Below are 25995 nucleotides of genomic sequence, written 5' to 3'. Positions count from 1 at the left end.
GAGCTATCACTAGCTGCTACCGGCACGGTATAAACCCTAACCACCAACCTAAGCACTAAACCTAAGCCTGTCAAACGACAGGCTTTTTTATAATATTTATTCTAACAATATCAACGATTAAACCTTTAACTTGCCATGGATTAAGACGTATTTGACCACTATGTCTCACGTTGCAGGCTCGCCTTTACTTTAACTGTGAACAAAATTACCAGCAATATAGCTAGAACTTATGCTAAACAGTTTCACTAACAAAGGGATAAGTGCGCTAAGTATTATTGAGACTGAAATCTAATAACACTTGCTTGTATCCCATCTGGGTAAACTAAAGGCCCACCTCTTGTGAACTGAACAAGTCTGTTGCTCAGTTCACTTTCACCAATGTTCAGTCATTGGCCAGCAAGTTTGAACAGGTAGACTATTACAAGTAAAAAGTGACTGGGTAAACCAACAACTTTTATTGTCGACCAAGGTAAACGCTCAGCTCAGTGAGCGATTTTTCAGCAGAGATAAATTATATGCTATTATAGCTTAATATTTTTTTTACCCTTTAAGTAAGGCTTTATATGAAATTAACTTCTTTGCAATCAAAACTATTAGCTGCACTTATTGCCATACTCTTATTCTCTGCCGTTATTTATTTTTACTCATCAAAAGATACAGCGCTGCCTAAAATGACAGTGCAAGAAAAAAAGGCCAGGTTTAAAAACCTTATTATTCCGGCAGTAAACGATGTTTATGCTGAGCTTATGGTCCGATATAATAAGGTTTCAGCGTCACTAGAATCAGGTAGTGATGCCGATAGAATAGCCAAGCTGAAAGTGGAATATAAAGCAAAAAGCGATGCAGAGCTGTTAATGGCACTGAAACCGCACCCTAAAAGTATTGCGATTGCACAAGCGGCAATGGAAAGTTCTTGGGCAACATCTCGTTTTTTTAGAGAAGCTTATAATATATTCGGTGTTTGGTCGTTTGATAAAGATGAACCTAGAATTCCTGCCCTTAAAAAACGCGGTGATAAAACTATTTGGGTAAAAGAATATTCATCGATAAAAGCCTCTGTTAGCGACTATTATCGAACCATTGCCCGTGGTGGTGCATTTAAAGAGTTTAGAAAATTAAAAATGAAAACTGATGACCCATTTGCTTTAGTTAAAAAATTAGACCGTTATTCTGAAAAAGGTGCAGAATATGGTCATGAATTAACCTCGATTATTAAGTTTAATAAATTTCATCAACTTGATGCTAATAACTAAAATACGCATAATTCAAGTACTATGCACTAAAATTAGCGATGAAATTAGCGCTAAAATTAGCGATGATATTTAATCTCACCTTAGATTTATAGCATTGAAATATTTCATATAGGCTAGAGAAATAAGTTAGAGAAATTTTTAAGCGACAACAAGCCTATTAATGACAGCCTGCAACAGATTTTATTGCAGGCTCATTGATGATGATGTTATGTCCCAGATCCAAAAATTTTTAGTTATTTGCGCAGTGGTTGGAGTTTTCCAACTGCATATCCTTGGACATAATTCACTCCCAGTGTTTTCAATACAGCTAACGTCTGATCATCTTCAACCCACTCGGTAATAGTTTGCATATCCATCACCTGAGCAACATCATTGATCGACTTTACCATCGCTAAATCTATTGGATCTTGAGCACAATTTTTGACCAAACTACCATCAATTTTCAAATAATCTACCTGCAGGTTTTTCAAGTAAGTAAAAGAATACATACCTGAGCCAAAATCATCTAGGGCAAAACGACATCCCAATGCTTTTAAGCTACTAATAAAGCGTTTAGCTTGCTGTATATTTCTTATCGCTGAGCTTTCTGTGATTTCGAAACAGAGTTTATTGCACCATTGAGGATTGTTTTTTAAACTATTTGTCAGAAAAGCTAAAAATCCCTCATCACTCAAAGATTGAGCAGAGATGTTGATACTGCAAAGTAATAAGCCATTGAGTTCATCAGGATATTGTTGGAAAAATTTAAGCGCGGAATTAAGCACCCAACGATCAATCTGGATCATCATGTTATATCGCTCAGCCGCAGGTAAAAATGCCCTAGGGCTAACCAATGTGCCATCGTCTTCTTCTAGACGTATTAATAGCTCATAGTACTTACCCGGTGGGTTTTCATCCAGTGGCAGTATGGCCTGACGATAAAGTACAAAACTGTCATTTTCAAGTGCGGCAGTAATACGCGCCACCCAATGCATTTCTCCATGACGCTTTGATGTTTCTTCATCTTCTTCGGTATACACATGTACGCGATTGCGGCCAGCATCTTTAGCCATATAACAAGCGACATCTGCGGTACTTAAGCTCTGACTGTAGTTTGCTGTATTTTTATCAATAACCACTAAACCTATGCTAAGCCCTAAAGTAAAACTTTTGTCATGCCATATAAAACGAAATTCTTCCACTTGTTGGCGTAACATCTCAGCAGTATTTGTAGCCTGCGCTAGAGTACAATTGAGCAATAGCACACCAAATTCATCGCCCCCTAGTCGCGCTAAAGTATCACTCCCTCTTATGCGAGCTTGTAAGAGTGATGTCAATTGCACTAACAATTCATCACCGGCCAAATGGCCACAAGTATCATTAACTATTTTGAATTGATCTAAATCAATGTAGAGCAAGCTGTGTTGACAATTTTCCACCCTAGCAACCGACACGGCATGTTCAAGTCGTTCTTCAAATTCGATGCGGTTAACCAAGCCGGTTAGCGAGTCATGTTTAGCCCTATGTTCTAACTTTTGCGTAATCAAATGCATTTCAGTAATATCGTACAAAATTAATACGCAACCAATGGCCTGACCGAGTTTATTTTTAATCGAAGTTAAGGTGCATCGTAAAATGTATTTTTGTGCACTAATTAATAAACCCATGGTTGCAGAGCTGTCGCCAGACATCGCCTCATCAATGCAATTTAATAATAATTTTTCCATCGAATGGTGATCAGTAATATCCAATAAAGGCATTACCTGATACAACAGTTGTCCTTGAGCTTTTTTTGATGACCACTGGGTAATAGTTTCAGCTACTGGGTTGAGATTATTAATTTTACCGTTTATGTCCATAGTGATCACGCCCTCACCAATCGACAATAAGGTAACCTGAGACAACTCTTTCTCGCGATATAAAGCGTCTTGCGCTGCGCTGAGTTGTTTATAACGTTGTTGTAACTCTGTACGAGCCCGCAATAATATAAACATGATCCAAAATACACCGATAGCTAAACTAAAGGCTAATAACGACAACACAATAATATCCCAACGCCACAACTGACTTTGGTAGCGATCAAGTCGCAGAGCAATATTATAGCCCGGTGGCGACAATGCTACTGTTTGGCTAAGACGTATATCCTCGTTATCTTTTAGTAAGCTACGATCAACCACCTGGCCATCATGGGTGATCATGCTGACACCAAATTGATGTAAAATTTCATCACTAACCACAGTTTTAAACAAAGCGGGAATTGAATATACCCCGGCGAACAAACCCATAAATTCATTACCACGATAAACCGGCACCCAAACCTCAAAAGACGCAGGCCCCTGAATGGCGACGAATGGGTGAGTGTAAACTGGCAAACGCAACTCTTTTGCTAAGCGAGACGCACGACGAGGCTCTTTAAGGTCAACTTTAAGACCTATGATTTGTTCATTTCCGGTTAAGGGAGCAACGTTGCGAATGATAAATTGCGCATCAATCCAAGTAATATTGATCAACTCTGGATGAGCACTGACATAATGACTCACTCGCTGTTGAAATTTCTGATGGGTTAAGTTATCTGATGTACGCGCCAAATTTAATAGCCCAATATAATCTAGGCTTTCCTTCAAGCGTTGACGAATATCAACTCGAATGGTTTCCGCTTTTTCAAGTAGTTGTTGGCGTTGTGCATTATTGATTGAATAGTAGCTTAACCCTGTGATGACCGCACAAAGCAAAATAAAAGCCCCTGCCAGTGCTGCTGGGCCAGTCCAGGTTAACTTATAGAGCATTTGTCTGAAAAAACATATCAGCAATACAATCGCCATGCAGGCCACTATAACAATATTTGATATTAGCGTTAACGGTTGAGTATCTTGTTTTATCGCCAACTGCCAAACACTATTGGGTAGGTCAATATTAACCATTACGGCTGTTTTGTCTGCCTCGCTAAACAAATCATTATTGCCCCAGAATGCTGGCTGCCATCTATTGTTGATTTGTTTACGTAAAGCTAGGCTTTGCTCATTCCCCAAACTAAGCAGATCTGTCTCTTGTAATAACTCATCCCAGTCTAAGAGCAGAATGCTTAAGCCCCAGCTTTGTGTGCTCTGATTAGCCTTGTTTTTGATATGAACCGGTTGACGAACGATCAAAGCAAGCCCGCCCTGTCGTAAATTTAAGGGCCCTGAAATAGTGGCGGTGTTACTCTGATAAGCCAATAACACGTCCGCTTTCCGATTAACATCGGCGAGGAGATCATGCCCCAAAGCAGCTTTATTATTGGTCAAAGGATAAATATGTGATAACACGCTATTACGTGCTAATTGCAGGCTACGTAAACTTGGATGGCGTTCAAACATACTATGTGCAATGACTTCAAAATCAGATTGATCTATTTCTGGTGATAACTGCACATAAGACTCAAGCTCATCAAGCATAAATAGCCGTGAATCGATGCTGTCTTCAATCTTGTCCGACATGAGCGATAATTTTTGCTTAAGAATATTATTTCGCTCATTAGCCACGTTGGAGATGTAAATATTGCTGAGTAAAAATAATGCGCCAATAATTAAGGCGAGAAAAAATAGAAAGGTTCCTGAAGTACCAAAACCAAAAAACCTCAACACATCAAGTTTTTTCTGGGGTAATTCTTGCTGATTATATGGTTTCAACAGCGGCTCCGTTAGGCGTAAAAATTACAAATAGTATTCTGAATCTCATCAATTTTGTACCTTATATTAAGCCAGAATATCACAAGTTTGGTCTTCTACATCAGCTAATAATGATGATTAAAAATTTTAATTTCAACAGATAGATTAAAAAATTAGAACCTTGGTATCACTCGATGCCGAGTAGGCATTAATCACTTTATCTTTTTATCATAAGCTTTGTTGCTTTTTGCCGTTGACGGTTATTATCTAGCGAACAGGCACTTTGCTCACCGCTAGCAGGATAAAAATACAACTTAATAACGCTGCAAGTGCTCGCTGATATTAAAGCTTTGAACTATTTAGCTAACAAAATCAGTCTTTCAACTCGTTAACCCAGGCTAATCTCTAGCCCATACTCAACGTCAGCTCAGCGATTATCTAAGACAAAAACTTTATAACAACAAAGGCTTTATGTTAATCTATAAAAAATCAGACTAATAAAAATAATCCTGTTGAAAATTATCAATGCCCTAAAGTTTTTCATTCGTTCAGCTAGCTACGGTGTCCTGTTTGCGTTGGTTTTGTTGATACTAGTACCTGAGCTGCGTGAAAAAAACATACTTCCTTGGCAGTTATTTACCAGTGTCGAGAAAATACAAGCGCCTTTGTCTTATGCAAAAGCAGTGCGTTTAGCTGGCCCTGCTGTAGTAAATATTTACTCTGAAGAAATTCAAGTAAACCCAACTTATGGCCGCCAACCGCGCAAAGTAACCCGCTTAGGTAGTGGCGTTATTATGCACGGCCAAGGTTATATTTTAACCAACTACCATGTGGTACAAAGTGCTGATTTAACTGTAGTGGTGTTACAACGAGGCCAAGAGCTTCATGCTGAACTCATTGGTTATGATGTTTTGACCGATCTTGCTGTCTTAAAAGTACAAGCGAACAATTTGCCGGTTATTCCTCAAATGAGCACATTAACACCGCAAGTCGGTGACGTAGTATTAGCCATAGGTAATCCGCTAAATTTAGGACAAACGGTTACTCAAGGCATTGTCAGCGCAACCGGACAAAGTGGTTTAAGCACCAGTTATTTACAATTTTTACAAATGGATGCTGCTATTAATGAGGGCAATTCTGGTGGTGCTCTGATAAATTCTAATGGTGAGTTAGTCGGCATTAATTCAAGAAAATTTACCCAAGCGAATCCTAATCTCAATATTCAGGGCATATTTTTTGCTGTACCTTATCAATTAGCACGTACCATTATGTTAAAAATTATTGAACATGGTCGCGTGGTGCGTGGCTGGCTTGGTGTTGAGGCAAACGATTCTGTGACCAATCTTAAGGGCTTTATTATTGGTGCAGTAACGCCAGAGAGTCCGGCCATGAAAGCTGGATTACAATCAGGTGATGTGGTTTATCAAATAGACGATATTCGATTACAAAATGCCAAACAAGGCTTAGACGTTGTGGCTGAGGCTGCGCCAGGTACCGTATTGAGCTTTATGATCTCTCGCGATAATCAACAATTAACCTTACCTGTGACTATTGTTGAAGTACCAAAGTAAATCCTGCCAGCAATTCACCAAACAACTCACCAGGCAAATAAAAATCCCAGCAAAGTAGCTGGGATTTTTTATCACTCGCTAACCATTAATTAAGCTTAGTTAATGGTGATACGGGTGATATTTGCGCCTAACGCTTGCAGCTTATCTTCAATTTTTTGATAGCCACGATCAATATGATAAATACGGTCTACTTGCGTTTCAGTACTTGCAACGAGTCCGGCGATAACTAAGCTCGCAGAGGCACGTAAATCAGTCGCCATAACTTGCGCACCATTTAACTGCTCCACACCGGTACTTATGGCTATATTGCCTTCAAGACTTATATTTGCCCCCATACGCTGTAGTTCAGGCACATGCATAAAGCGATTTTCAAAAATCGTTTCGGTTGTTGTTGCCGTGCCATCAGCTATCGCATTAAGGGCAACAAATTGTGCTTGCATATCAGTTGGAAATGCCGGATGAGGTGCGGTGCGTATATTAACCGCTTTTGGCCTTGAGGTCATTTCTAGCTCTATCCAGTCATCACCTGTAGTGATATCTGCGCCAGCTTCTCTTAACTTAGCCAGTACCGCATCTAAAGCTTTAGGATCAGTGTTTAAACACTTTACTTTACCTTGAGTGACCGCCGCTGCAACTAAAAATGTACCGGTTTCTATGCGATCTGGCATGACTGAATAACTTGCACCATGCAGTTTTTCAACGCCGGTAATCGTTAAGGTGTCTGTGCCTGCGCCTGAAACTTTAGCACCCATGCCGTTTAAACAATGCGCTAGATCGACAATTTCAGGCTCTCGCGCTGCATTCTCGATAATAGTAATGCCATCAGCCAAAGCTGCAGCCATCATTAGATTTTCAGTACCGGTAACACTGACGGTGTCCATAAAGATAGTCGCACCTTTAAGTCGACCACTATTGCGCGCAATGATATAACCATTTTCAACCGCTATGTCTGCACCCATCAGCTTTAAGCCATGAATATGCAAGTTAACCGGTCGCGCGCCAATGGCACAACCGCCAGGTAAAGACACTTCAGCATGACCAAAACGTGCCAGTAAAGGCCCTAAAACCAAGATAGAAGCGCGCATAGTTTTCACTAACTCATATGACGCGCGACAATGCGCGATGCTACTAGCATCAATCATCAAGCTACTCTCACTAAGCCACTGGCATTTAGCACCTAATTGTGACAAGAGTTTAATCGTCGTTTCTATATCATTAAGTTTCGGAACATTGGAAAAAGTAACCGGAGTTTCTGAGAGCAATGCCGACATTAGAATAGGTAATGCCGCATTTTTTGCGCCTGAAATAGTCACTTCGCCATGTAGTGGTTGCCCACCAATAATTTTAAATGCGTCCAAGAGTATATTCTTTTATGTCGGTGTGAATTAAAGGGGTAGGTTAAACATTTTTTCACGGCGCCAGTCAGACGTTGTGAAGGTTTTAATGGATACCGCGTGAATGACACCTTCGTTAATAATTTTCGCTAAAGGGGCATAAATAGTTTGTTGTTTTTTCACTCGGCTTAGATCACCTAAAAAGTCAGCAATGGCAATTACTTTACATTGTGAACCATCAAATGCTACATGAATCTCGTCTAATTCAACGGCATCGGTAATTAATTTTTCTATCTCTTTTACTTCCACTTTTTGCTCCAAATAGCGTGTAGATTAAGGGGTTTCTATCGGCAATAACGTATCAACTGCACTTAACGTTGCCAGTTTTAATAAATCTTCAGGTAAATTAATCAAACTGATATGACAAGCTTTGCTGGCCGCCAGTTCAATTAATAATAAAATCCATGCTAAGCCTGCGGTGTCAACTTGACTCACCTTAGCCAAGTCAATAATAATTCGTTCATTATTGACTAATTTACGGTACTTTTTATCAAATGCAGGCGTTATTGTAGCACGGGTTAACGCACCACTAAAAATCGCTTTTTGCTCTGCTTGTTGGACTTCTATCATTTTTATCTACTAACAACCTTATAATACGCTACTTTGTCTGTATGCTTGGCAAAAATTAACTTTTATGATTTAAAAACAATACTCTTTGCACTTTTTTCTTTTAGCATTTCAGTGACATGAGCTAGCCCTTTTTGACGGATCAAACCACTTAACTCCGCTTGTTTGCTGTCAAGTAAGCTGACACCTTCTGCTACCATATCATAGGCTTTCCAGTCGCCGGTTTTTTTATGCTTACGCACACGAAAGGAAATATTAATTGGACCGCGACCTGGCTCTATTACACTCGTATCAACAGACACTACGCGATGCTCAGCAAAATCTTCTGCCGGTGCAAATTCGACCTTTTGGTTATCGTACAAGGTAAAAACCTGCGCATAAGCGGTGATAAGATACTCACGAAATGCCGGTACAAACTCAGCTCGGTCAGCCTGATTGGTTTTCTTGAAGTTGCTACCAATCACTTTATAAGCGGCATATTGATAATTTATATACGGCATTAATTCTTCGCGAACGATGGTTTTCAATAAATTAGGCTCTGCACGTATCGCCACTTGTTCATTGGCAAAACGCTTAAAAGTGATCTCGGCAACCGTTTTAATCATTTGATAAGGGTCTTTTTTATCAACATTTCCTGTGGCGCTAACCGATATCGACAAACCTAGCAGTGCTAAACAAAAAAAGCATTTTTTCATCACATTATTTATCATGATTAATCACCACTGCCTTGGCTGAATAAAAATTGACCAATCAGTTCTTCTAATATCAATGCAGGTTTGGTGTCTTCAATATAATCACCTGGTTTTAAGATTTCAACTGAGCTATGAATAAAGCCTGGTAACAAACCTACATATTGTTCACCTAATAAACCCGCCGTTAATATTGACACTGAAGTCGCTTCTGAGAAGTTATTATACTCGGCAAAAATTTCTAACGTCACTAAAGGCGTATAATCTGCACTGTCTAACGAAATTGCACTGACACGGCCGATGACAACACCCCCGACTTTTATTGGCGAGCGAACTTTCAAGCCGCCAATGTTGTCAAATTTGGCATATAACTGATATGTGTTGCCAGTTCCTGTAATACCGCTGTCAGCTACTTTTAGTGCTAGCATTAACAATGCAGCAATACCAATTGCAGCAAAGAGTCCGACCAATAATTCTATTTTTTTCGACACCATGTCTTCCACCAAATTCAAATAATATTTAACTAAATAACCGCTATAAATTTTTACAAAAATTAACTTGTAAACATTATCGCGGTTAATACAAAATCTAATCCTAAAACTAATAGTGACGATTGCACTACGGTTGAAGTGGTTGCTCGGCTAATACCTTCAGAGGTTGGCTCACAAGCATAACCTTTATAAACCGCGATCCAAGTCACCACAAAAGCAAATACTACGCTTTTAATAATGCCATTTAAAACGTCTTTTTCGAAAGACACTTGTGACTGCATTACCGACCAAAACGTACCGCTGTCAACACCTAACCAATCAACACCAACTAAATGAGCGCCTAAAATACCCACCGCAGAGAATATAGCCGCCAACAGTGGCAAACTGATAAAACCAGCCCAAAAGCGCGGGGCAATAACACGACGCAAAGGATCTACTGCCATCATTTCAAGGCTAGAAAGTTGCTCTGTTGCTTTCATCAAACCTATTTCAGCGGTCAGCGCAGACCCAGCTCGACCAGCAAAAAGTAAGGCGGCAACCACTGGACCTAACTCACGTAATAACGACAAGGCGACCATTGGCCCTAAGCTAGCTTCAGCGCCAAAATCAACCAGAATAGTATAGCCCTGTAAAGCCAATACCATGCCGATAAACAAACCCGAAACAACGATGATAACTAAAGATAATACGCCAACGGAGTACAATTGGCTCAACAACAAAGGAAAACCTTTGCGTGGATTCGGAATATGCAAGAGCGCTGATGCTAACATCAACAAAGCTCTACCTAAGCCTGAGACTTGTTCGATAATGCTATGACCCAATATTTGCAGCTGATTCACTTCTCAACACCTCGACCAATTAACTCTTCACTATATGACGCCGCAGGATAATGAAATGGCACTGGGCCATCAGCTTCACCTTTAACAAATTGCTGCACTAAAGGTGAGGTGTGCGCGTAGATTTCTTCCGGCGTACCTTGGCCAATAATTTTTTGCTCGGCAATAATATAAATATAATCTGCAATACTCATCGCTTCTGGAACATCATGAGAAACCACCACAGAGGTTAATCCCAATGCATCACCTAGTTGATGAATGAGCCGGACAATCACGCCCATAGAAATAGGATCTTGGCCAGCAAAGGGCTCATCATAAAGTATCAATTCAGGATCAAGCGCAATTGAGCGAGCTAAGGCTGCTCGACGCGCCATACCACCAGAGAGCTCATTGGGGCGTAAATTTCTTGCTCCACGCAAACCCACCGCTTCTAATTTCATTAGCACCATTTTTTCAATGATGTCTTCTGATAACTGAGTATGCTCGCGTATAGGAAAGGCGATATTGTCGTAAACACTCATGTCGGTAAACAAGGCACCACTTTGAAATAACATACTCATACGTTTACGTATGTCATATAACGCACTACGAGACAATTTAGGAATGTCGTGGCCATCGAAAAGGATCTGCCCAGACTCTGGTTTAATTTGACCACCAATTAAGCGCAATAACGTTGTTTTACCAATACCACTTGGCCCCATTATCGCGGTAACTTTACCTTTAGGAATAGACAAACTAATGCCATCATAAATAACACGCTCGTTACGCTTAAAGGTCATGTTTTTGATATCAACTAAAATTTCAGACATATCGCTTGGAATAACATCACTGTTAATTATTGTTTTATGTAGTAGAATTCTACCGCAGCGCAACACCTCAGTCATTACAAATTCACAACTATTTAGTGCTAAAAGAGTAACCAAAAGTATATAAATGTAACGCAAGTGTAAAGTTAGCGTAATGAATAAGCCTTTTTTTTGGCTTAGTTATTTTATTGTCAATCCACGTGCCAATAATATCAGAAAAAGTTTATAATGCTTTTCGCTCACGTTATGTTAGCAAAATGAGTATTAATTGAGTGTCATCGGTTACCATCAGTGGTTTATAATTCCTCTTTGTCTTTCATCAATTAGCACAAACACTATTTATTTATCTTAGCCAAACAGGAGCTTTGAATGTTCATCCAAATTTTGATCTTATTACTTTCACTAATCACTTTAGTGTGGAGTGCAGACAAATTTGTATTTGGTGCCTCAGCATTAGCACGAAATCTGGGTATTTCTCCCATGATAATTGGCTTAACTATTGTTGCTATGGGCTCTTCAGCACCTGAAATGATGATAGCGGTCACCGCTTCTTTACAGGGTAATGTAGATACTGCCGTCGGCAATGCCATTGGCTCAAATATTACCAACATTGCGTTAGTGTTAGGCTTAACCGCACTGTTTCATCCTTTATCCGTTTCCTCAACGACCATTAAACGTGAAATCCCGCTTATTTTGGTTGTTACGGCTATCGCGACATATATGCTAGCAAACAGCAACTTTAGTTTTAATGAAGGCTTAATACTGATTATTGGTTTTGTACTTTATATCGCCACCTTACTTGTCGTCACGTTAAGGCGTGCAAAACAAAACCCTATCGACGATAAAATGGTCTTAGAAGCAGAACAAGAAGTGCCTGATGGGGTCAGTACCAAACAATCGGTAATCTGGTTAGTGGTCGGTATGATACTACTGCCGCTCAGTGCTAGTTTTCTGGTTGATTCATCAATATTTATCGCCAAAGCTTTTGGTATTAGTGATTTAGTCATCGGCTTAACGGTTATTGCTATTGGTACTAGCTTACCTGAGTTAGCTGCCAGTATTATGAGCATCATTAAAAAAGAAGATGATTTAGCGCTCGGTAATATTATTGGTTCGAATATCTTTAATATTCTTGCGGTTTTATCGTTAGCTGGCTTAATTGCGCCGGGCGATATCGATAATGCCGCCGCGGTGCGTGACGCGCCATTTATGCTGGCAACAACCTTCTTATTATTTATACTTTGTTTTAGTCGAGGTGGAAAGTTTCGCATCACGCGGGCGAAAGGGTTACTATTATTAGCCGTATTTATTGGTTATCAAGTGCTACTTTTTAGTCAAATCAACAGGTAACAAGTGGTTTATAGCAATGAAAAACTTTAAACAATTAGCCCTAAATGTCATTAACATTGAGCAGCAAGCTATTGCACAATTGTCGCAATTTATTGACGACGACTTTGTTCAAGCTTGTGAGTTAATGTTTAATTGTCGGGGCCGCGTCATCGTGATTGGTATGGGTAAGTCGGGGCATATTGGTGGCAAAATTGCCGCAACCTTGGCGAGTACTGGCACACCCGCATTTTTTGTTCACCCGGGTGAAGCAAGCCATGGCGATCTAGGTATGGTGACTGTTGATGACGTGGTACTGACCATTTCTAATTCGGGTGAAACTGGCGAAGTCTTAGCCATTATTCCGGTCCTAAAGCGTATCGGCACAAAACTTATCGCCATGACGGGTAATCCTGACTCTACCCTGGCTAAACTTGCCGATAGCCATGTTTGTGTAAAAGTAGCACAAGAAGCTTGCCCATTAGGCTTGGCACCCACCTCTAGCACCACAGCAACCTTAGTGATGGGCGATGCCCTAGCGGTAGCTTTATTGAATGCGCGCGGCTTTACTGCCGATGACTTTGCCTTATCTCACCCCGGTGGCAGCTTAGGTAAAAGGCTATTATTACGTTTGGCCGATATCATGCACAAAGACGAACGTCTGCCCACAGTAAGCCAAGAAGCTAAAATAAAAGATGCCTTAGTTGAAATGTCACTCAAAGGCTTGGGTATGACCGCTGTTGTTGACGCAAACAATCGCTTAATAGGTCTGTTTACTGATGGTGATTTACGCCGTATTTTAGATGAAGAAATTAATATTCATCAAGATAGCATTACCAGCGTGATGACAAAAAACCCTTTAGTGGCTAAGCAAGATATGCTGGCGGCTGAGGCATTAAAGATCATGGAAGACAAAAAAATTAACGGCTTAATTATTGTTAACGATAATCACCAACCCATTGGCGCGATGAACATGCATGACTTATTAAAATCTGGAGTGCTCTAAAGTTGAACAGTTTATACGGAAAAGTAGCGCAAAGTGTTTGGCAAAAAGCGCAAAAAATCAAACTCTTTGTTTGTGATATAGACGGCGTTTTTTCAGATGGTCGTATTTACTTAGGTAATAATGGTGAAGAATTAAAAGCCTTTCATACTAAAGATGGTTATGGCGTTAAAGCCTTAGGTGCAAGCGGCGTTGATGTAGCGGTGATCACGGGCAGAACCTCAACTATTGTGCAAACCCGGATGAGTGCATTAAATGTTAAGCACATAGTACAAGGTGAAGAAAATAAGCTACCGGCTTTAAAAGCTATGCTCGCCGCATTAAAGTTAGCGCCTGAACAAGTGGCTTACATCGGCGATGATATGCCAGATTTTGACTGCCTTAATTATGTTGGTTTTAGTATTGCGGTCAATGACGCACACCCCGCCATTTTAAAATCTTGTGACTACACCACCTATACCCGAGGTGGTTTCGGCGCCGTGCGCGAGACTTGCGATCTTATTATGCAAAGCCAAAACACCTTAGCTGATGCAACGGGTTCAAGCGTATGAATCGCATATACCTTGTTAGTATAAGCTTATTTTTATTGGCCTTAACCACCTATGGCTTACTTGAATGGTATGGCGCGAAGGAAGAAACCAGCAACATTCTCGATACCGCGAATAACCCTGAATTTATTGCTGAAAACCTTAACAGTGATGTTTATAAAACCACTGGGGCATTATCTTATAATGTAGAAGCAAAACGCATGGAACATTATGCTGAATTAGGGGTCACACACTTTGAATATCCACGCTATACCTTATACCCAAGGAACAACAAACCTACTTGGCAAATCACCGCCAATGAAGGCACCTTGTATAATAACAATCGCGTAAAATTAGCAAATCGCGTACGTTTAATCGCCACTGATAAAGAAAGTTTGATACAGGAAGTGCATGGTAAAAATTTAGAAATGGACTTAAAAACTAATATTATCAGCTCAGAGCAAACTATCTTAATATTAGGTAAAGGATTTACTATGTATGGCTCAGGATTAATTGTAGACTTAAACACAACACAGATGACATTGACCGAACATGTACAAACTATTTATAAAAAAATTAAAAAATAACTTATATTGTCTCACGGCGTTAGCATTATTAGTGCCTGTCGCAAGTGCAGAAAAATTTAACGTAGAACAAGAGATTAAAATATCTTCTTCACGCCAAGCTGCCGATCTCAAAAATAAAATATTCAGTTATATTGATAATGTCATTATTTCTCAAGGCACACTAACCATACATGCCGAGTTAGTACAGGTTATCACCCAAGAAAACAGTGACAGCAAAATTTATATTGCCAAAGGCTCACCAGCGACCTTTGAACAAACGCTTCAAGATGGTAGCCCAATCAATTTGCAAGCCAATGAAATCCGTTATGAGCCGAGTATGAATACCGTCGTTATTTCAGGCAATGCTCTCCTTAGCCAAGAAGGCAGTAAAGTGAGCGGCAGTAAAATCACCTACAATTTTGCCACAGAATATGTCAATGCCGAAAGCCTTGAAAATGCTAAAGTTGAAACCGTATTACAGCCAAAGAACAAAAATGAATTGCCTATAAAATCAAAGGATAAGCAAGAGTAAATGTCAACTTCTACATTATCAGCAACCGGCCTTGCCAAGTCCTATAAAGGCAGAAAAGTGGTTAAAAACGTCAGTATGCACGTTTCCGCTGGACAAATTGTTGGCTTATTAGGGCCAAATGGCGCAGGTAAAACTACCTCTTTTTATATGATTGTTGGCTTGGTAAAGAACGACAGTGGCTCAATTGTCTTAAATGATGAAGATATAACCTTACTGCCGATGCACGAGCGCGCGAGAAAAGGTATCGGTTATTTACCACAAGAAGCCTCTATTTTTCGTAAGTTATCGGTTCATGACAACATCATGGCCATTTTACAAACACGTAAATCACTTAGTGATGTTGAGCGACAAGAAAAACTTGAACATTTATTAGAAGAGTTCAACATAGGCCATATAAAAGATAACTTAGGCATGAGTTTATCTGGCGGTGAGCGCCGACGAGTTGAAATAGCACGGGCATTAGCCGCAGATCCTAAATTTATATTACTGGATGAACCCTTTGCTGGTGTTGACCCGATTTCAGTAGGTGATATAAAAAAAATTATCCTACACTTAAAAGATCGTGGCATAGGTATATTGATCACAGATCACAATGTGCGAGAAACACTTGATGTTTGTGAGCATGCCTACATCGTTAGTCATGGCGAACTTATCGCTGAAGGTAATTCAAAGCAAATTCTTGCAAATCAACATGTAAGAGATGTATACCTTGGCGAACAATTCACGCTATAGTGAATAAAACCAATTGAATTAATGAATTTGAATAGGGAAAAGAAAACGTAAATGCGTCCTACTCTGCAACTCCGTATCGGACAACAGTTAACGATGACCCCGCAATTGCAGCAGGCGATCAAACTGTTGCAATTATCAACTTTGGATCTTCAACTAGAGATTCAAGAAGCACTTGAAAGTAATCCTTTGCTTGAAGTTGACGAAACGCACGATAATAATTCAGAAAGTACCCCTGACCATTTAGAAGCAGGATATTCGGTAACGGTAGGCGAAAACTCAGCAGCATCCTCTGATGGCAGCGAAGACTCCACTCCCTCGATAGACGAAATTAGCTCCTCTGAAGGTTTAGCAAAAACAGACATCCCCGAAGAACTAAACAGCGATAGCACATGGGATGATAACTTCAGTGCTGGTGTTAGTAGTGGCGGTGTTGGCCATGCCTCAGAAGATTATACTTATCAAGGTGAAACGAAAGACTCATTACAAGACCATCTAATTTGGCAGATGGAACTAACGCCCTTTACTGACACTGATAGAACCATTGCCATTGCCATTATTGAAGCCATAGATGAAGCCGGTTATTTAACCGTTTCAGCCGAAGAGATCTTAGAGAGTGTCGGTATTGATGGTGTAGAACTTGATGAGATTGAAGTGGTGTTAAAGCGTATTAACGTATTTGACCCCATTGGTGTTGCCGCCCGTTCAATTCCAGAGTGCTTGCGTATTCAGCTCAATCAATTTGCTAAAGATACCCCTTGGTTAGCGGAAAGCAAAATCGCCGTCAGCGAGTATATTGACTTGCTTGGTAATCGCGATTATCGTCAATTGATGCGTAAATTACGCTTGAAAGAAGAGCAATTACGCGAAGTTATTCGCCTAATACAAAGCTTAGATCCCCGTCCAGGTGACAGCGTCATCAAAAGTGAAGAACAATATGTTATCCCAGACGTGTCTGTTGAAAAGAAAAACGGCCGCTGGACAGTAGAGCTCAATCCTGACACTGCCCCTAAACTATCGGTTAATCAGCAATACGCCGCTATGTCTCGTTCAATGAAGTCATCTACTGATAATCAATTTATTCGCTCTAACTTGCAAGAAGCAAAATGGTTTATTAAAAGCTTAGAAAGCCGTAACGAAACACTTTTAAAGGTTTCAAATTGTATTGTGCAACGCCAACAAGGCTTTTTTGAACACGGACCTGAATCAATGCGCCCTATGGTATTGAACGATATTGCCGAAGCCGTAGATATGCATGAATCAACCATTTCTCGTGTGACCACGCAAAAATATATGCACACACCTAGAGGGATTTTTGAGCTTAAGTACTTTTTTTCTAGCCACGTAAGTACTGAAAACGGCGGCGAATGTTCATCAACGGCTATTCGAGAATTAATTAAAAAGCTAGTGGCTGCCGAAGTACCTGCAAAACCACTCAGCGACAGTAAAATGGCAGATATTTTAGCAGAACAAGGTATACAAGTGGCAAGGCGTACCATTGCCAAATATCGAGAGTCACTTTCTATACCGCCATCAAATCAACGTAAAAGCCTATTGTAGGCAGTTTTATTCAGCCAATAAAGAGGATTGAAATATATGCAAATTAATCTTACTGGACACCATGTCGATGTTACCGATTCATTACGTGATTATGTCAATGGCAAGTTTGAAAAACTAGAGCGTCACTTTGATCATATCAATAATGTACATGTAGTATTAACGGTAGAAAAACAGAATCAGATTGCCGAATCAACGGTGCACTTAAGTGGCACTGAAGTTCATGCTAAGGCACAACATAGTGACATGTATGCATCGATTGATGCATTAATTGACAAGCTAGATCGCCAAATCTTGAAATATAAAGGCAAAATCAACAAACATTAGCGCCATTTCGCTATAGGTCTTAGAAGTTTATGAAGTTGCAAGACATCTTAACCCCGGACTGCACTATTTGTGCAGCACCGGGTGCCAGTAAAAAACGTATATTAGAATATTTAAGTCGCTTGGCCGCCGATAAACTCGACAGCCATGATACTTTTCAGCTTTTAGAAAGCTTAGTTAAGCGTGAAAGATTGGGCTCAACGGGCATAGGTAATGGCATTGCTATACCTCATGGCCGTTTAGAAAATGCTACGCCTACGAAACCTATTGCCGTGGTTATTACCACAGAACAAGCGATTAATTTTGACGCTGTTGATCATCGTCCCGTTGATATTTTTATCGCCTTATTTGTTCCTGAAGAAGAATGCCAGAGCCACTTGAGTACGCTGCAAAGTATCGCAAAAATTTTTCGTAACAAGCAATTTTGCAAGCAAGTGCGTAAATGCCAAAGTAATCAAGAACTGTTTCAGTTAATACAACAAGCGAGTTAAACACGGATGAAATTAATTATTGTAAGTGGCCGTTCAGGCTCAGGGAAAAGTGTTGCACTGCGTGTTTTAGAGGATTTAGGTTATTATTGTGTTGATAATATCCCTGTCAACTTGTTACCCGCACTTACCCATACGGTGATTAATGATTATGAAAATGTTGCCGTAAGTCTCGATGTTCGTAACCTGCCAGCCGATCCTAACGACGTACCCGAAATTATTGAATACCTGCCCAATGCAGTAGAATTGAGCATACTGTATTTAGATGCTGATGATAGTGACCTTATTCGCCGGTTCAGTGAAACGCGACGTTTACATCCGTTGATCAAGCAAAATATTGCGCTAGACCAAGCCATTGCCTTGGAGAAAAAATTACTTGAGCCCATTTCCAGTCGGGCTGACTTATACATCAATACCAGTCAACTAACACCACACCAACTCGCTGACTTAGTTAGAGAGCGAATTCTGGGTAAAACGTCTGGTTCAATGGTGGTTGTGTTTGAATCATTTGGTTTTAAACATGGTGTACCACAAGATGCTGATTATGTTTTTGATGCCCGCTTTTTACCTAACCCATTTTGGGATAAAGAGCTAAAAGGCTACACAGGTTTAGACAAACCGGTACAAGACTTTCTTGCTAGCCAGCCCATTGTGACTAAATTTGTTTGGCAAATTAACAGTTTTATGATGACCTGGTTACCCCACTTAGAACGTAATAATCGCAGTTATATCACCATTGCTATTGGTTGTACGGGTGGCAAGCATCGTTCGGTCTATATTGCCGAATTACTGGCAAATAATATGCGTAAAGAGCGTAAAGATGTGCAGTCTCGCCACCGTGATTTAACCGTTGAAGGCACATAGCTAAGATGAGCAAGCCAACGAGCCGTAATGTACTTATCATCAATAAACTTGGGCTACATGCCCGAGCGGCTTCTAAGCTTGCCCAATTAAGCCAAAAATTTACCGCTAAAGTCATTATTGAATTAGACGAAAACCGAGCAGACGCGAATAGTATTATGGGCCTAATGCTGCTGGCAGGCGCCCAAGGTAAAACCGTCAAGGTTATTGCCTCTGGCCAAGATGCTGAACAAGCCTTAGCAGAAATTTGCCAACTCTTTAGTAACAAATTTCATGAAGCAGAATAGTAACAGAGCACTTCTTCCTTGCTAAGCACGTGCTTAAGTCAATAAAAAAGCTGCTAAAATGGCTAGATTACGGTAAACTCTACGCGGATAATTATTAACGAACCCTAGTGATTAAAATAATATACTAGCCAATTTAGCGCTACATTAAAGCCTTTAGAACAAGCGAAATAACTCAAGCATACCCGTTTTCAACTTTGTCTCCTGAGTCGCACTACCGTCCAAGTCTATCGGCGCTTATGTTTATTTATTTGCTATAACAAAACCTTAATAGTTATCTCTCATAATAGGATCTGTTTAACTTGCTGGGTTAACATTGAACTCGCTTCAGTGGTGTTAGATAAACCCAAAGATAATAGTGTTAGTTTGCAAGTGCTATGGCGTGCTCATACGTCTATGTAGCCAGCCACACATCATGTGTTTGCTGAGCCTACCTACTAAACAAACTGCACTAAAGTAAGTTCAACAACCCCTAATAATTTTCAGTTTTCGTTTTACAACGGCAAAAGGTGAATATATGCCGGAAGGTTCTAAACAAGAATACAATCATCAGCGCCTTCAGCAGGTTAATGATGCCCTCGATAGTGGTATGTTTGTCCATGTTCGCAAGCTATTGCAAGACATGCCCGCTTACGATCTCGCTTTATTATTAGAGTCATCGCCAAGCAAAAGCCGTGTCGCACTTTGGCAGCTTATTGATGCCGATCACCACGGTGATGTACTCGAAGAGTTAAACGAAGAAGTTCGAAAAGGCATTCTGAAAAATATTCATCCAGAAAAACTAGCTGCCGTTGCAGAGGGAATGGATGTTGATGATTTAGCTGAAGTTTTCAGAACACTGCCTGACACAGTTTATCAGGAAGTGCTTAACGCGATGGACTGGCAAGATCGCCATCGTGTTGTAGCTGCACTTTCATTTGAGGAAGACACGGCCGGCGGTATCATGAATACCGATACCATCTCTATTCGTCCTGATGTTACGGTAGATGTGGTGCTACGTTATTTACGACTTCGTGGTGAATTACCTGAAGCAACCGATTCTTTTTATGTCGTTGACAGAGCCGATCATTTCCTTGGTTCAGTGTCTTTATCCGCTATTGTTACTGCCAAAGCAGAAACCATTATCTCAGACCTCATCAATAAAGATATTCAAGCCATTACCGCCGATATGAATGAAAAGGATGTCGCGCAGCTATTTGAGCGCTACGATTGGTTTTCTGCCCCTGTTGTCGATCACGAAGCACGACTACTGGGTCGTATTACCATAGATGATGTTATTGATATTATTCGTGAGGAAGCCGAGCATTCTATGATGAGTATGGCGGGTCTAGATGACGAGGCTGACACCTTTGCTCCGGTCTTAAAAAGTACCCAACGCCGTTCTATTTGGTTAGGCGTGAACTTAATCACCGCTCTTCTGGCTGTCGCAGTGTCGAGCATGTTTGAAGGCATTTTAAATCAACTGGCTATTTTGGCGGTGTTAAACTCTTTAGTGCCTAGCATGGGCGGCGTCGCCGGCAACCAAACTTTAACCTTAGTTATCCGCGCTATGGCCTTAGGCCATGTTGGTGAAAGTAACTCGCGAATTTTACTCTATAAAGAATTGGCCATTGGTTTTTTTAATGGCCTAATTTGGGCGGTGTTGATCGCTTCGGTTGTGGCTATTTGGCAGCAAAACTTAATGCTGGGCGCCATCATTGCCTTTGCGATGTTAATGAATATGACGGCGGCTGGCATTGCCGGTGTTACCGTGCCATTAATGTTGAAAAAAATGAATATAGATCCCGCCTTAGCCGGTAGTGTTATTTTGACAACGGTCACCGATGTCGTGGGTATATTTGCCTTCTTAGGCACAGCGACCTTGCTGCTAGGAAAATAAACCATAGCGATAAGCTTTCAGTTTAAAGCTGTCAGTAAACAACTGAAACTAGTTACCGTTCACTTGTTTTTTCTGACAGCTGACAGCTTTTAACTTCAAACTTCTATTATTTTTAACTGCCCGCTACTTGCATCTGGTTAACAATAATAGAGCCGGTGCGAATACTGCCTCGCATATCGGTATCGTTACCAATAGCGACAATACCAGCAAAAATATCCTGTAATTTACCCGCAATGGTAATTTCATCCACTGGATAAGCTATTTCGCCATTTTCCACCCAAAAACCTGCTGCACCGCGAGAATAGTCACCGGTCACTACATTCACGCCTTGCCCCATCAACTCGGTTACTAACAAACCCGTGCCTAAAGTTTTTAACATTGCATCAAAATCACCGCCTTGGCCTGCGTCGTTCATGCCGAGTTGCCAATTATGAATGCCACCGGCATGACCGGTTGATTTCATGCCTAACTTACGCGCTGAATAGCTAGTTAACAGGTAAGTGGCTAAACTGCCATCCGTAATAATTTCACGATCTAGGGTAGCGACACCTTCGGCGTCAAAAGCACTACTTGCCAAGGCCTTTTTCAAATGAGGGCGTTCACTAATACTTAAAAATTCAGGAAAAACTTGTTGGCCAATGGCGTCCATCAAAAAAGAAGATTGTCGATACAAATTACCGCCACTAATCGCGGCAATAAAATGGCCAAATAGGCTATTAGCCACATCAGCTCGAAACATCACAGGTACTTTAGCGGTCGCTAACTTACGAGCACCTAAGCGTGATAATGTTTCTTTAGCCGCTTGTTGCCCTATGGTGGCTGCACTTTCCATAGCGTCAAATTCACGACTCACGGTATAAGCATAGTCGCGCTGCATGTCTTCACCTTCTTTGGCAATCATCACACAACTTAAATTATGGCGCGTACTCGGATAACCCACTAGCTGACCCTGACTATTGCCGTAAACTTTAAAACCTTCAAAGCTCTCTAATGTGGCGCCATCTGAATTAGTAATACGTTTATCATAGCCAAGCGCGGTGTCTTCACAGGCTTTTGCTAAACTAATCGCTTGCTCTGTGGTTAACGCTTTCGGGTGATATAAATCTAAATCTTCAGGCGTCATCGACAATAAATCTTTATCTGCCATACCTGAGCATTCATCAACAGAGGTATATTTAGCAATATTGACCGCGGCTTCTATGGCTTGTTTTAAAGCTTTTTCAGATAAATCAGCCGTAGAAGCACTACCTTTACGACCGTCTTTGTAAACGGTAATGCCAAGCCCACCATCACTGGTAAATTCAACATTTTCAACCTCGCCTAAACGGGTACTCACGCTAAGACCTTGTTGGCGACTCATCGCAACTTCAGCACCATCGGCTCCGAGTGATTTAGCCATTGTCATGGCGTCATTAACACGTTTTTTCACATGTTCTATTTGCATTTGAATACTATCTGAATCGCTCATAGGTAAATTATTTCTCACATTTTATCGATACATGCAACAGGAATGTTTTTGCTGATACTGCTTTGTTGTATACTATAGGTAATTATCACTTTATTGCTTAACATTATGCCCCACTCTGCCAACGATATCGATGAATTAGAAGAAGAATTACTGAGTAAATCAGAAATAAAACGAGAAATGCATCGACTGCAAGACTTTGGCCTGATCATAGTCAAAATGTCGAAGCATCAACGCAGCAAGCTACCGCTGACTGATGAACTGAAAGCCGCTATGCTGCTAGCAGATAAAATCACCAATAAGCATGAAGCTATGCGTCGTCATGTCCGTCATGTCGCGAAAATACTGTCTGAAATGGATCTTGAGCCGATTAAACAGGCAATGGACGTTATGGCCAATAAACATCAGCAAGAGTCGGTCAAATTTGAAAAGCTCGAAAAATTGCGTGACGACCTGATAGCGGACGGTAATGACACCATTGAAGCCTTGTTAGCCGAATGCGACAGCATGGAAAGGCAAAAGCTGAGACAATTAGTCCGTCAGGCGAAAAAAGAGCACGGTGCTGAAAAAATTGGCAAACATTACCGTGACTTGTTTACTTACTTAAAAGAACACGTAGTTTTTAAGTAAGTAAGGTTTAAGTACCTAAGGCTTAAGTAGCTAGGGTTTAAATCGCTATTAAAAAAAATAGCCCTTATAAGGGTACAAAAAAAGTGCCTTGATTTAAAGCTAAATCAAGGCGCTTTTTCTTGTTAAAACGCACGATTATAAAATACTAAACTTACTAAATACTTTATAAAGTTCAGTACCTTGGTTTACACTTGCCGAAGCAAAATGCAAAATTGGTATGACACTATGATCTAAGGTTATATAGTGTAATGGGTCGCCATCACCATAATTATCCATACGTAGAATACGCGCTAATGGCTCTCCTGCCGCTAAAGGCTGACCAAATTGAGCTAAGTAATCCACCATGCCGCCCATGGGGGAATATAGTGCCTTGTAATCGGCTAACATACAGCTATAACGCGTCATGGTTTTCGGCTGGTAATCTTGGCTATTGATCACACCTTGATACTGCAGATAACTTAAAATACCTAAAGCATCTTCACGGGCAACCTCTAAATCAATCTGCTCTTGTGAGCCCAGCTCAACAGTAAAACTCTCTTTAATAATAACATCTTGGCCTTGATTAGCCTCAGTTTTAGTTATAGGGAAGTCACGGCCAAGGGCAGCAAAGGTCTGCTGTAACTGCCACCAAGGACAGAAAGTGGCTTCATCTAATGCACCGCCAAAGTCGTTAGGAATCAATAAAGTATGTGGGATATCAAAGTACTTTGCACTGGCTATGGCATATTCAGGACAATATAAGTGCTTACTGGAAATCGGCCCAGTGTGCAGATCTAAAACAATATCAGCTTGATGTGCTAGGCGTTGCAGTTGAAAGGCAATACGTTGCCCTGTCGTCAGGCCATAAATATTATGATTTAACTTTTCGGTTATTTGCTCCAGCATTAACGCTTTAAACGCGCGCTCAATTTCAGCGCTAGTCGCGGTTAAATGCGCTTGTGCAAACGGCGCAATAATATCGGCATCAAAATGAAACATCCGGTTCCAATTAACGCCGGTAATGGGATCAAATCGTCCTAAGGTATATTCCCCGTTTTTATGATTACAAGCGACAGGGTTGGCATAAGGCACGAGCGTAATACTGCCATTTAATTCAAGGGTTTTTAATTGCTCTAACAACTGAAAAATAACCGCATTGCCCTGCACTTCTGCGCCATGCATATTAGCCTGGATATAAACATCAGGCCCCTGCTGTTTACCCTTAATACGATAAACCGGCACGGTAAGCGCAGCACCACTGGCCATTTCACCGACATGCATCACTTCTTTACTGATTAAATTCATAAATAATCTCTTACCAATCGAACGACTTTATTGACTAGGTTAACGTAAATACCAAGTTGCAGGCTCTGCTGCACGTACTTGCTCAATTTTGCCTTGCTGTAAAACATATTCAGCGGCAATTTGATGACAAAGAAAAAACGGCATACTTTCAGTAAAGCCATAAGCGCCGGCTAAACCAAAAATTAATTGGTCACCCACTTCAACATCACTGGCTATTGCCAAGGTACCCAATTTATCTAAACTGGTACAAAGCGGGCCATGTAGATCAAAATAACAAGGGCTTGCTGCTGACTCTCTGAGCATGGCGACAGGAAAGGGCTGTTCAGTAATTGCCGGGCGAATTAAATGATTAATGCCACCGGCAAGTACTAATTGTTGCTGCTGAAAGTTTTGTTTACGGTCAACAACCGAAGTCACGTAATAGCCCATGTCAGCAACAGCAAAACGACCTAGCTCTAGCCAGAGTTCGCTAACACCCGCCTGTGCTTTTATTTTGGCTAAGTCGGCAACAATTTTTTTCCAGCTTAGGCCTTGCCCTGTTTGCAGGTAATCGACACCTAGGCCACCGCCTAAATCTAAGACTTCTAACCTCATGCCCAATTGTTCTGCTAGCGATAACAATGGCGTAACCATTTGTGACCAAAGCTCAAACATCCGAGCATTGCTGAGCATATTTCCCCATTGGAAAATATGCAAGCCATTAATATTTAACGCCGGAAAGTGACTAACTTTTATGGTTTGCCACTCTTGGCAAGATAAACCAAAAGGCGTCACTTCATTACCCCCTAAAGGATTTTTCTCACCTTCTTGCCACTGTAATTGTACTCTTAATAATACTTGTGGTTGGCAAGCCAATTCTATTGCTGCTTCATTAAGCCATTGCAACTGGTTCAAACTCTCCACGACAAAAGTGCGCACGCCTTGGCTTAAAAAGGCTTTCATTTGTCGCTTTGATTTGGCCGGACCGGTATTGAGAATGCGATCGGCTTGCACATTTTGTGCTAATACTTGCGTTAGTTCGCCTTGACTCGCCACATCAAAATTAAAACCTTGCTGCGCTAAGGTGCTTATTACACGCGACAAGGGATTAGCCTTAACAGCAAACCAGAGTTTAATCACCTCTTGTTGCATCAACACCGACAAGTGTTGCTCAAGGTAGTCTAAATCGTAAAGAAAAAAACCGTCTTCATCTTGCTCAGCTTCCACACTGCTTTTAAGTGCTTCACTGTGCTGTGCTAGCGGTGCAAGTACCGCAGGTCTAAGCCAGTTTGGCCTAGCTGTCGAATTTAACATGGCAGTCATTTTTT

General features: G+C 40.8%; 26 protein-coding genes. 15 read left to right on the top strand and 11 right to left on the bottom strand.

Features of this window, described 5'->3' with window-relative positions:
* The first annotated feature begins 563 nt into the window (after nucleotides 1–563).
* Nucleotides 564–1253, top strand: coding sequence for a glucosaminidase domain-containing protein (locus H4J41_RS05815; protein ID WP_182136676.1), 690 nt, complete (start codon nucleotides 564–566; stop codon nucleotides 1251–1253).
* A 233-nt stretch (nucleotides 1254–1486) separates the two neighbouring features.
* Here H4J41_RS05815 and H4J41_RS05810 read toward each other — a convergent pair whose 3' ends face one another.
* Nucleotides 1487–4900: an EAL domain-containing protein gene (locus tag H4J41_RS05810; RefSeq protein ID WP_182136677.1), complete on the bottom strand. Its 3414-nt coding sequence runs from the start codon at nucleotides 4898–4900 to the stop codon at nucleotides 1487–1489.
* A gap of 560 nt (nucleotides 4901–5460) precedes the next feature.
* Between H4J41_RS05810 and H4J41_RS05805 the strand changes: the two genes are divergently transcribed.
* Nucleotides 5461–6450 carry a trypsin-like peptidase domain-containing protein gene (locus H4J41_RS05805; RefSeq protein ID WP_259363082.1) on the top strand — a complete coding sequence of 330 codons (990 nt, stop codon included), beginning with the start codon at nucleotides 5461–5463 and terminating at the stop codon, nucleotides 6448–6450.
* A 95-nt stretch (nucleotides 6451–6545) separates the two neighbouring features.
* Here H4J41_RS05805 and murA read toward each other — a convergent pair whose 3' ends face one another.
* The 7 genes from murA to mlaF form a co-directional block, all read right to left on the bottom strand.
* Nucleotides 6546–7808, bottom strand: coding sequence for a UDP-N-acetylglucosamine 1-carboxyvinyltransferase (gene murA / locus H4J41_RS05800; RefSeq protein WP_182136678.1), 1263 nt, complete (start codon nucleotides 7806–7808; stop codon nucleotides 6546–6548).
* Between the two features lie 27 nt (nucleotides 7809–7835).
* Complete coding sequence (locus H4J41_RS05795) at nucleotides 7836–8093, bottom strand: BolA family protein (RefSeq protein ID WP_182136679.1); 258 nt, start codon at nucleotides 8091–8093, stop codon at nucleotides 7836–7838.
* Nucleotides 8094–8117: 24 nt separating this feature from the next.
* The gene (locus tag H4J41_RS05790) at nucleotides 8118–8414 is read right to left on the bottom strand and encodes a lipid asymmetry maintenance protein MlaB (RefSeq protein ID WP_182136680.1); all 297 of its coding nucleotides are present in this window, start codon (nucleotides 8412–8414) and stop codon (nucleotides 8118–8120) included.
* Nucleotides 8415–8476: 62 nt separating this feature from the next.
* A complete protein-coding gene (locus H4J41_RS05785) occupies nucleotides 8477–9121 on the bottom strand; it encodes an ABC transporter substrate-binding protein (protein WP_259364538.1) in 645 nt (214 codons plus the stop codon).
* Between the two features lie 2 nt (nucleotides 9122–9123).
* Nucleotides 9124–9594: an outer membrane lipid asymmetry maintenance protein MlaD gene (gene mlaD / locus H4J41_RS05780; RefSeq protein ID WP_182136681.1), complete on the bottom strand. Its 471-nt coding sequence runs from the start codon at nucleotides 9592–9594 to the stop codon at nucleotides 9124–9126.
* A 59-nt stretch (nucleotides 9595–9653) separates the two neighbouring features.
* A complete protein-coding gene (mlaE, locus tag H4J41_RS05775; RefSeq protein ID WP_182136682.1) occupies nucleotides 9654–10430 on the bottom strand; it encodes a lipid asymmetry maintenance ABC transporter permease subunit MlaE in 777 nt (258 codons plus the stop codon).
* The gene (gene mlaF / locus H4J41_RS05770) at nucleotides 10427–11236 is read right to left on the bottom strand and encodes a phospholipid ABC transporter ATP-binding protein MlaF (protein WP_182136726.1); all 810 of its coding nucleotides are present in this window, start codon (nucleotides 11234–11236) and stop codon (nucleotides 10427–10429) included. Before mlaF ends, mlaE begins: the two co-directional genes overlap by 4 nt.
* A gap of 366 nt (nucleotides 11237–11602) precedes the next feature.
* Here mlaF and H4J41_RS05765 point away from each other — a divergent pair, with 366 nt between their 5' ends.
* The 12 genes from H4J41_RS05765 to mgtE all read left to right on the top strand — a co-directional run bounded on the left by H4J41_RS05765 (nucleotide 11603) and on the right by mgtE (nucleotide 21309).
* Nucleotides 11603–12583 (top strand): calcium/sodium antiporter, encoded by a 981-nt coding sequence (locus tag H4J41_RS05765; RefSeq protein ID WP_182136683.1) that lies wholly within the window; start codon nucleotides 11603–11605, stop codon nucleotides 12581–12583.
* 16 nt (nucleotides 12584–12599) lie between these two features.
* Nucleotides 12600–13565 (top strand): KpsF/GutQ family sugar-phosphate isomerase, encoded by a 966-nt coding sequence (locus tag H4J41_RS05760; protein ID WP_182136684.1) that lies wholly within the window; start codon nucleotides 12600–12602, stop codon nucleotides 13563–13565.
* A gap of 2 nt (nucleotides 13566–13567) precedes the next feature.
* Entirely contained in the window at nucleotides 13568–14113 is a 546-nt protein-coding gene (kdsC, locus tag H4J41_RS05755) for a 3-deoxy-manno-octulosonate-8-phosphatase KdsC (RefSeq protein WP_182136685.1), read from the top strand.
* A complete protein-coding gene (lptC, locus tag H4J41_RS05750) occupies nucleotides 14110–14676 on the top strand; it encodes an LPS export ABC transporter periplasmic protein LptC (protein ID WP_182136686.1) in 567 nt (188 codons plus the stop codon). Before kdsC ends, lptC begins: the two co-directional genes overlap by 4 nt.
* The gene (lptA, locus tag H4J41_RS05745) at nucleotides 14642–15187 is read left to right on the top strand and encodes a lipopolysaccharide transport periplasmic protein LptA (protein WP_182136687.1); all 546 of its coding nucleotides are present in this window, start codon (nucleotides 14642–14644) and stop codon (nucleotides 15185–15187) included. The genes lptC and lptA overlap by 35 nt, the downstream gene beginning before the upstream one ends.
* Nucleotides 15188–15919, top strand: a complete 732-nt coding sequence (gene lptB, locus H4J41_RS05740; RefSeq protein ID WP_182136688.1) for an LPS export ABC transporter ATP-binding protein — start codon at nucleotides 15188–15190, stop codon at nucleotides 15917–15919. It abuts the gene before it with no gap.
* Between the two features lie 51 nt (nucleotides 15920–15970).
* Nucleotides 15971–17476: an RNA polymerase factor sigma-54 gene (locus H4J41_RS05735; protein ID WP_182136689.1), complete on the top strand. Its 1506-nt coding sequence runs from the start codon at nucleotides 15971–15973 to the stop codon at nucleotides 17474–17476.
* 36 nt (nucleotides 17477–17512) lie between these two features.
* Nucleotides 17513–17800, top strand: a complete 288-nt coding sequence (gene hpf, locus H4J41_RS05730; protein WP_146879615.1) for a ribosome hibernation promoting factor — start codon at nucleotides 17513–17515, stop codon at nucleotides 17798–17800.
* A gap of 29 nt (nucleotides 17801–17829) precedes the next feature.
* Nucleotides 17830–18288 (top strand): PTS IIA-like nitrogen regulatory protein PtsN, encoded by a 459-nt coding sequence (gene ptsN, locus H4J41_RS05725; RefSeq protein ID WP_182136690.1) that lies wholly within the window; start codon nucleotides 17830–17832, stop codon nucleotides 18286–18288.
* Nucleotides 18289–18294: 6 nt separating this feature from the next.
* A complete protein-coding gene (rapZ, locus tag H4J41_RS05720) occupies nucleotides 18295–19149 on the top strand; it encodes an RNase adapter RapZ (protein WP_182136691.1) in 855 nt (284 codons plus the stop codon).
* A 5-nt stretch (nucleotides 19150–19154) separates the two neighbouring features.
* Nucleotides 19155–19433, top strand: coding sequence for an HPr family phosphocarrier protein (locus H4J41_RS05715; protein WP_182136692.1), 279 nt, complete (start codon nucleotides 19155–19157; stop codon nucleotides 19431–19433).
* A gap of 514 nt (nucleotides 19434–19947) precedes the next feature.
* The gene (gene mgtE / locus H4J41_RS05710) at nucleotides 19948–21309 is read left to right on the top strand and encodes a magnesium transporter (RefSeq protein WP_182136693.1); all 1362 of its coding nucleotides are present in this window, start codon (nucleotides 19948–19950) and stop codon (nucleotides 21307–21309) included.
* Between the two features lie 112 nt (nucleotides 21310–21421).
* On the opposite strand, the gene pmbA is transcribed toward mgtE, so the two are convergent.
* Nucleotides 21422–22777, bottom strand: a complete 1356-nt coding sequence (pmbA, locus tag H4J41_RS05705; RefSeq protein WP_182136694.1) for a metalloprotease PmbA — start codon at nucleotides 22775–22777, stop codon at nucleotides 21422–21424.
* A 105-nt stretch (nucleotides 22778–22882) separates the two neighbouring features.
* Here pmbA and yjgA point away from each other — a divergent pair, with 105 nt between their 5' ends.
* Nucleotides 22883–23404, top strand: a complete 522-nt coding sequence (yjgA, locus tag H4J41_RS05700; protein WP_182136727.1) for a ribosome biogenesis factor YjgA — start codon at nucleotides 22883–22885, stop codon at nucleotides 23402–23404.
* 135 nt (nucleotides 23405–23539) lie between these two features.
* On the opposite strand, the gene H4J41_RS05695 is transcribed toward yjgA, so the two are convergent.
* Both H4J41_RS05695 and H4J41_RS05690 read right to left on the bottom strand, forming a co-directional pair.
* Nucleotides 23540–24688 carry a succinylglutamate desuccinylase/aspartoacylase family protein gene (locus H4J41_RS05695; RefSeq protein ID WP_182136695.1) on the bottom strand — a complete coding sequence of 383 codons (1149 nt, stop codon included), beginning with the start codon at nucleotides 24686–24688 and terminating at the stop codon, nucleotides 23540–23542.
* Between the two features lie 39 nt (nucleotides 24689–24727).
* The gene (locus H4J41_RS05690; protein ID WP_259364537.1) at nucleotides 24728–25990 is read right to left on the bottom strand and encodes a PLP-dependent decarboxylase; all 1263 of its coding nucleotides are present in this window, start codon (nucleotides 25988–25990) and stop codon (nucleotides 24728–24730) included.
* Between the last annotated feature and the right edge of the window lie 5 nt (nucleotides 25991–25995).

Source organism: Colwellia sp. MB3u-45 (assembly GCF_014077005.1).
Lineage (GTDB): Bacteria > Pseudomonadota > Gammaproteobacteria > Enterobacterales > Alteromonadaceae > Cognaticolwellia.
The sequence above is the reverse complement of the archived record's forward strand: the minus strand, read 5'-3'. Positions and strand labels throughout refer to the sequence as shown.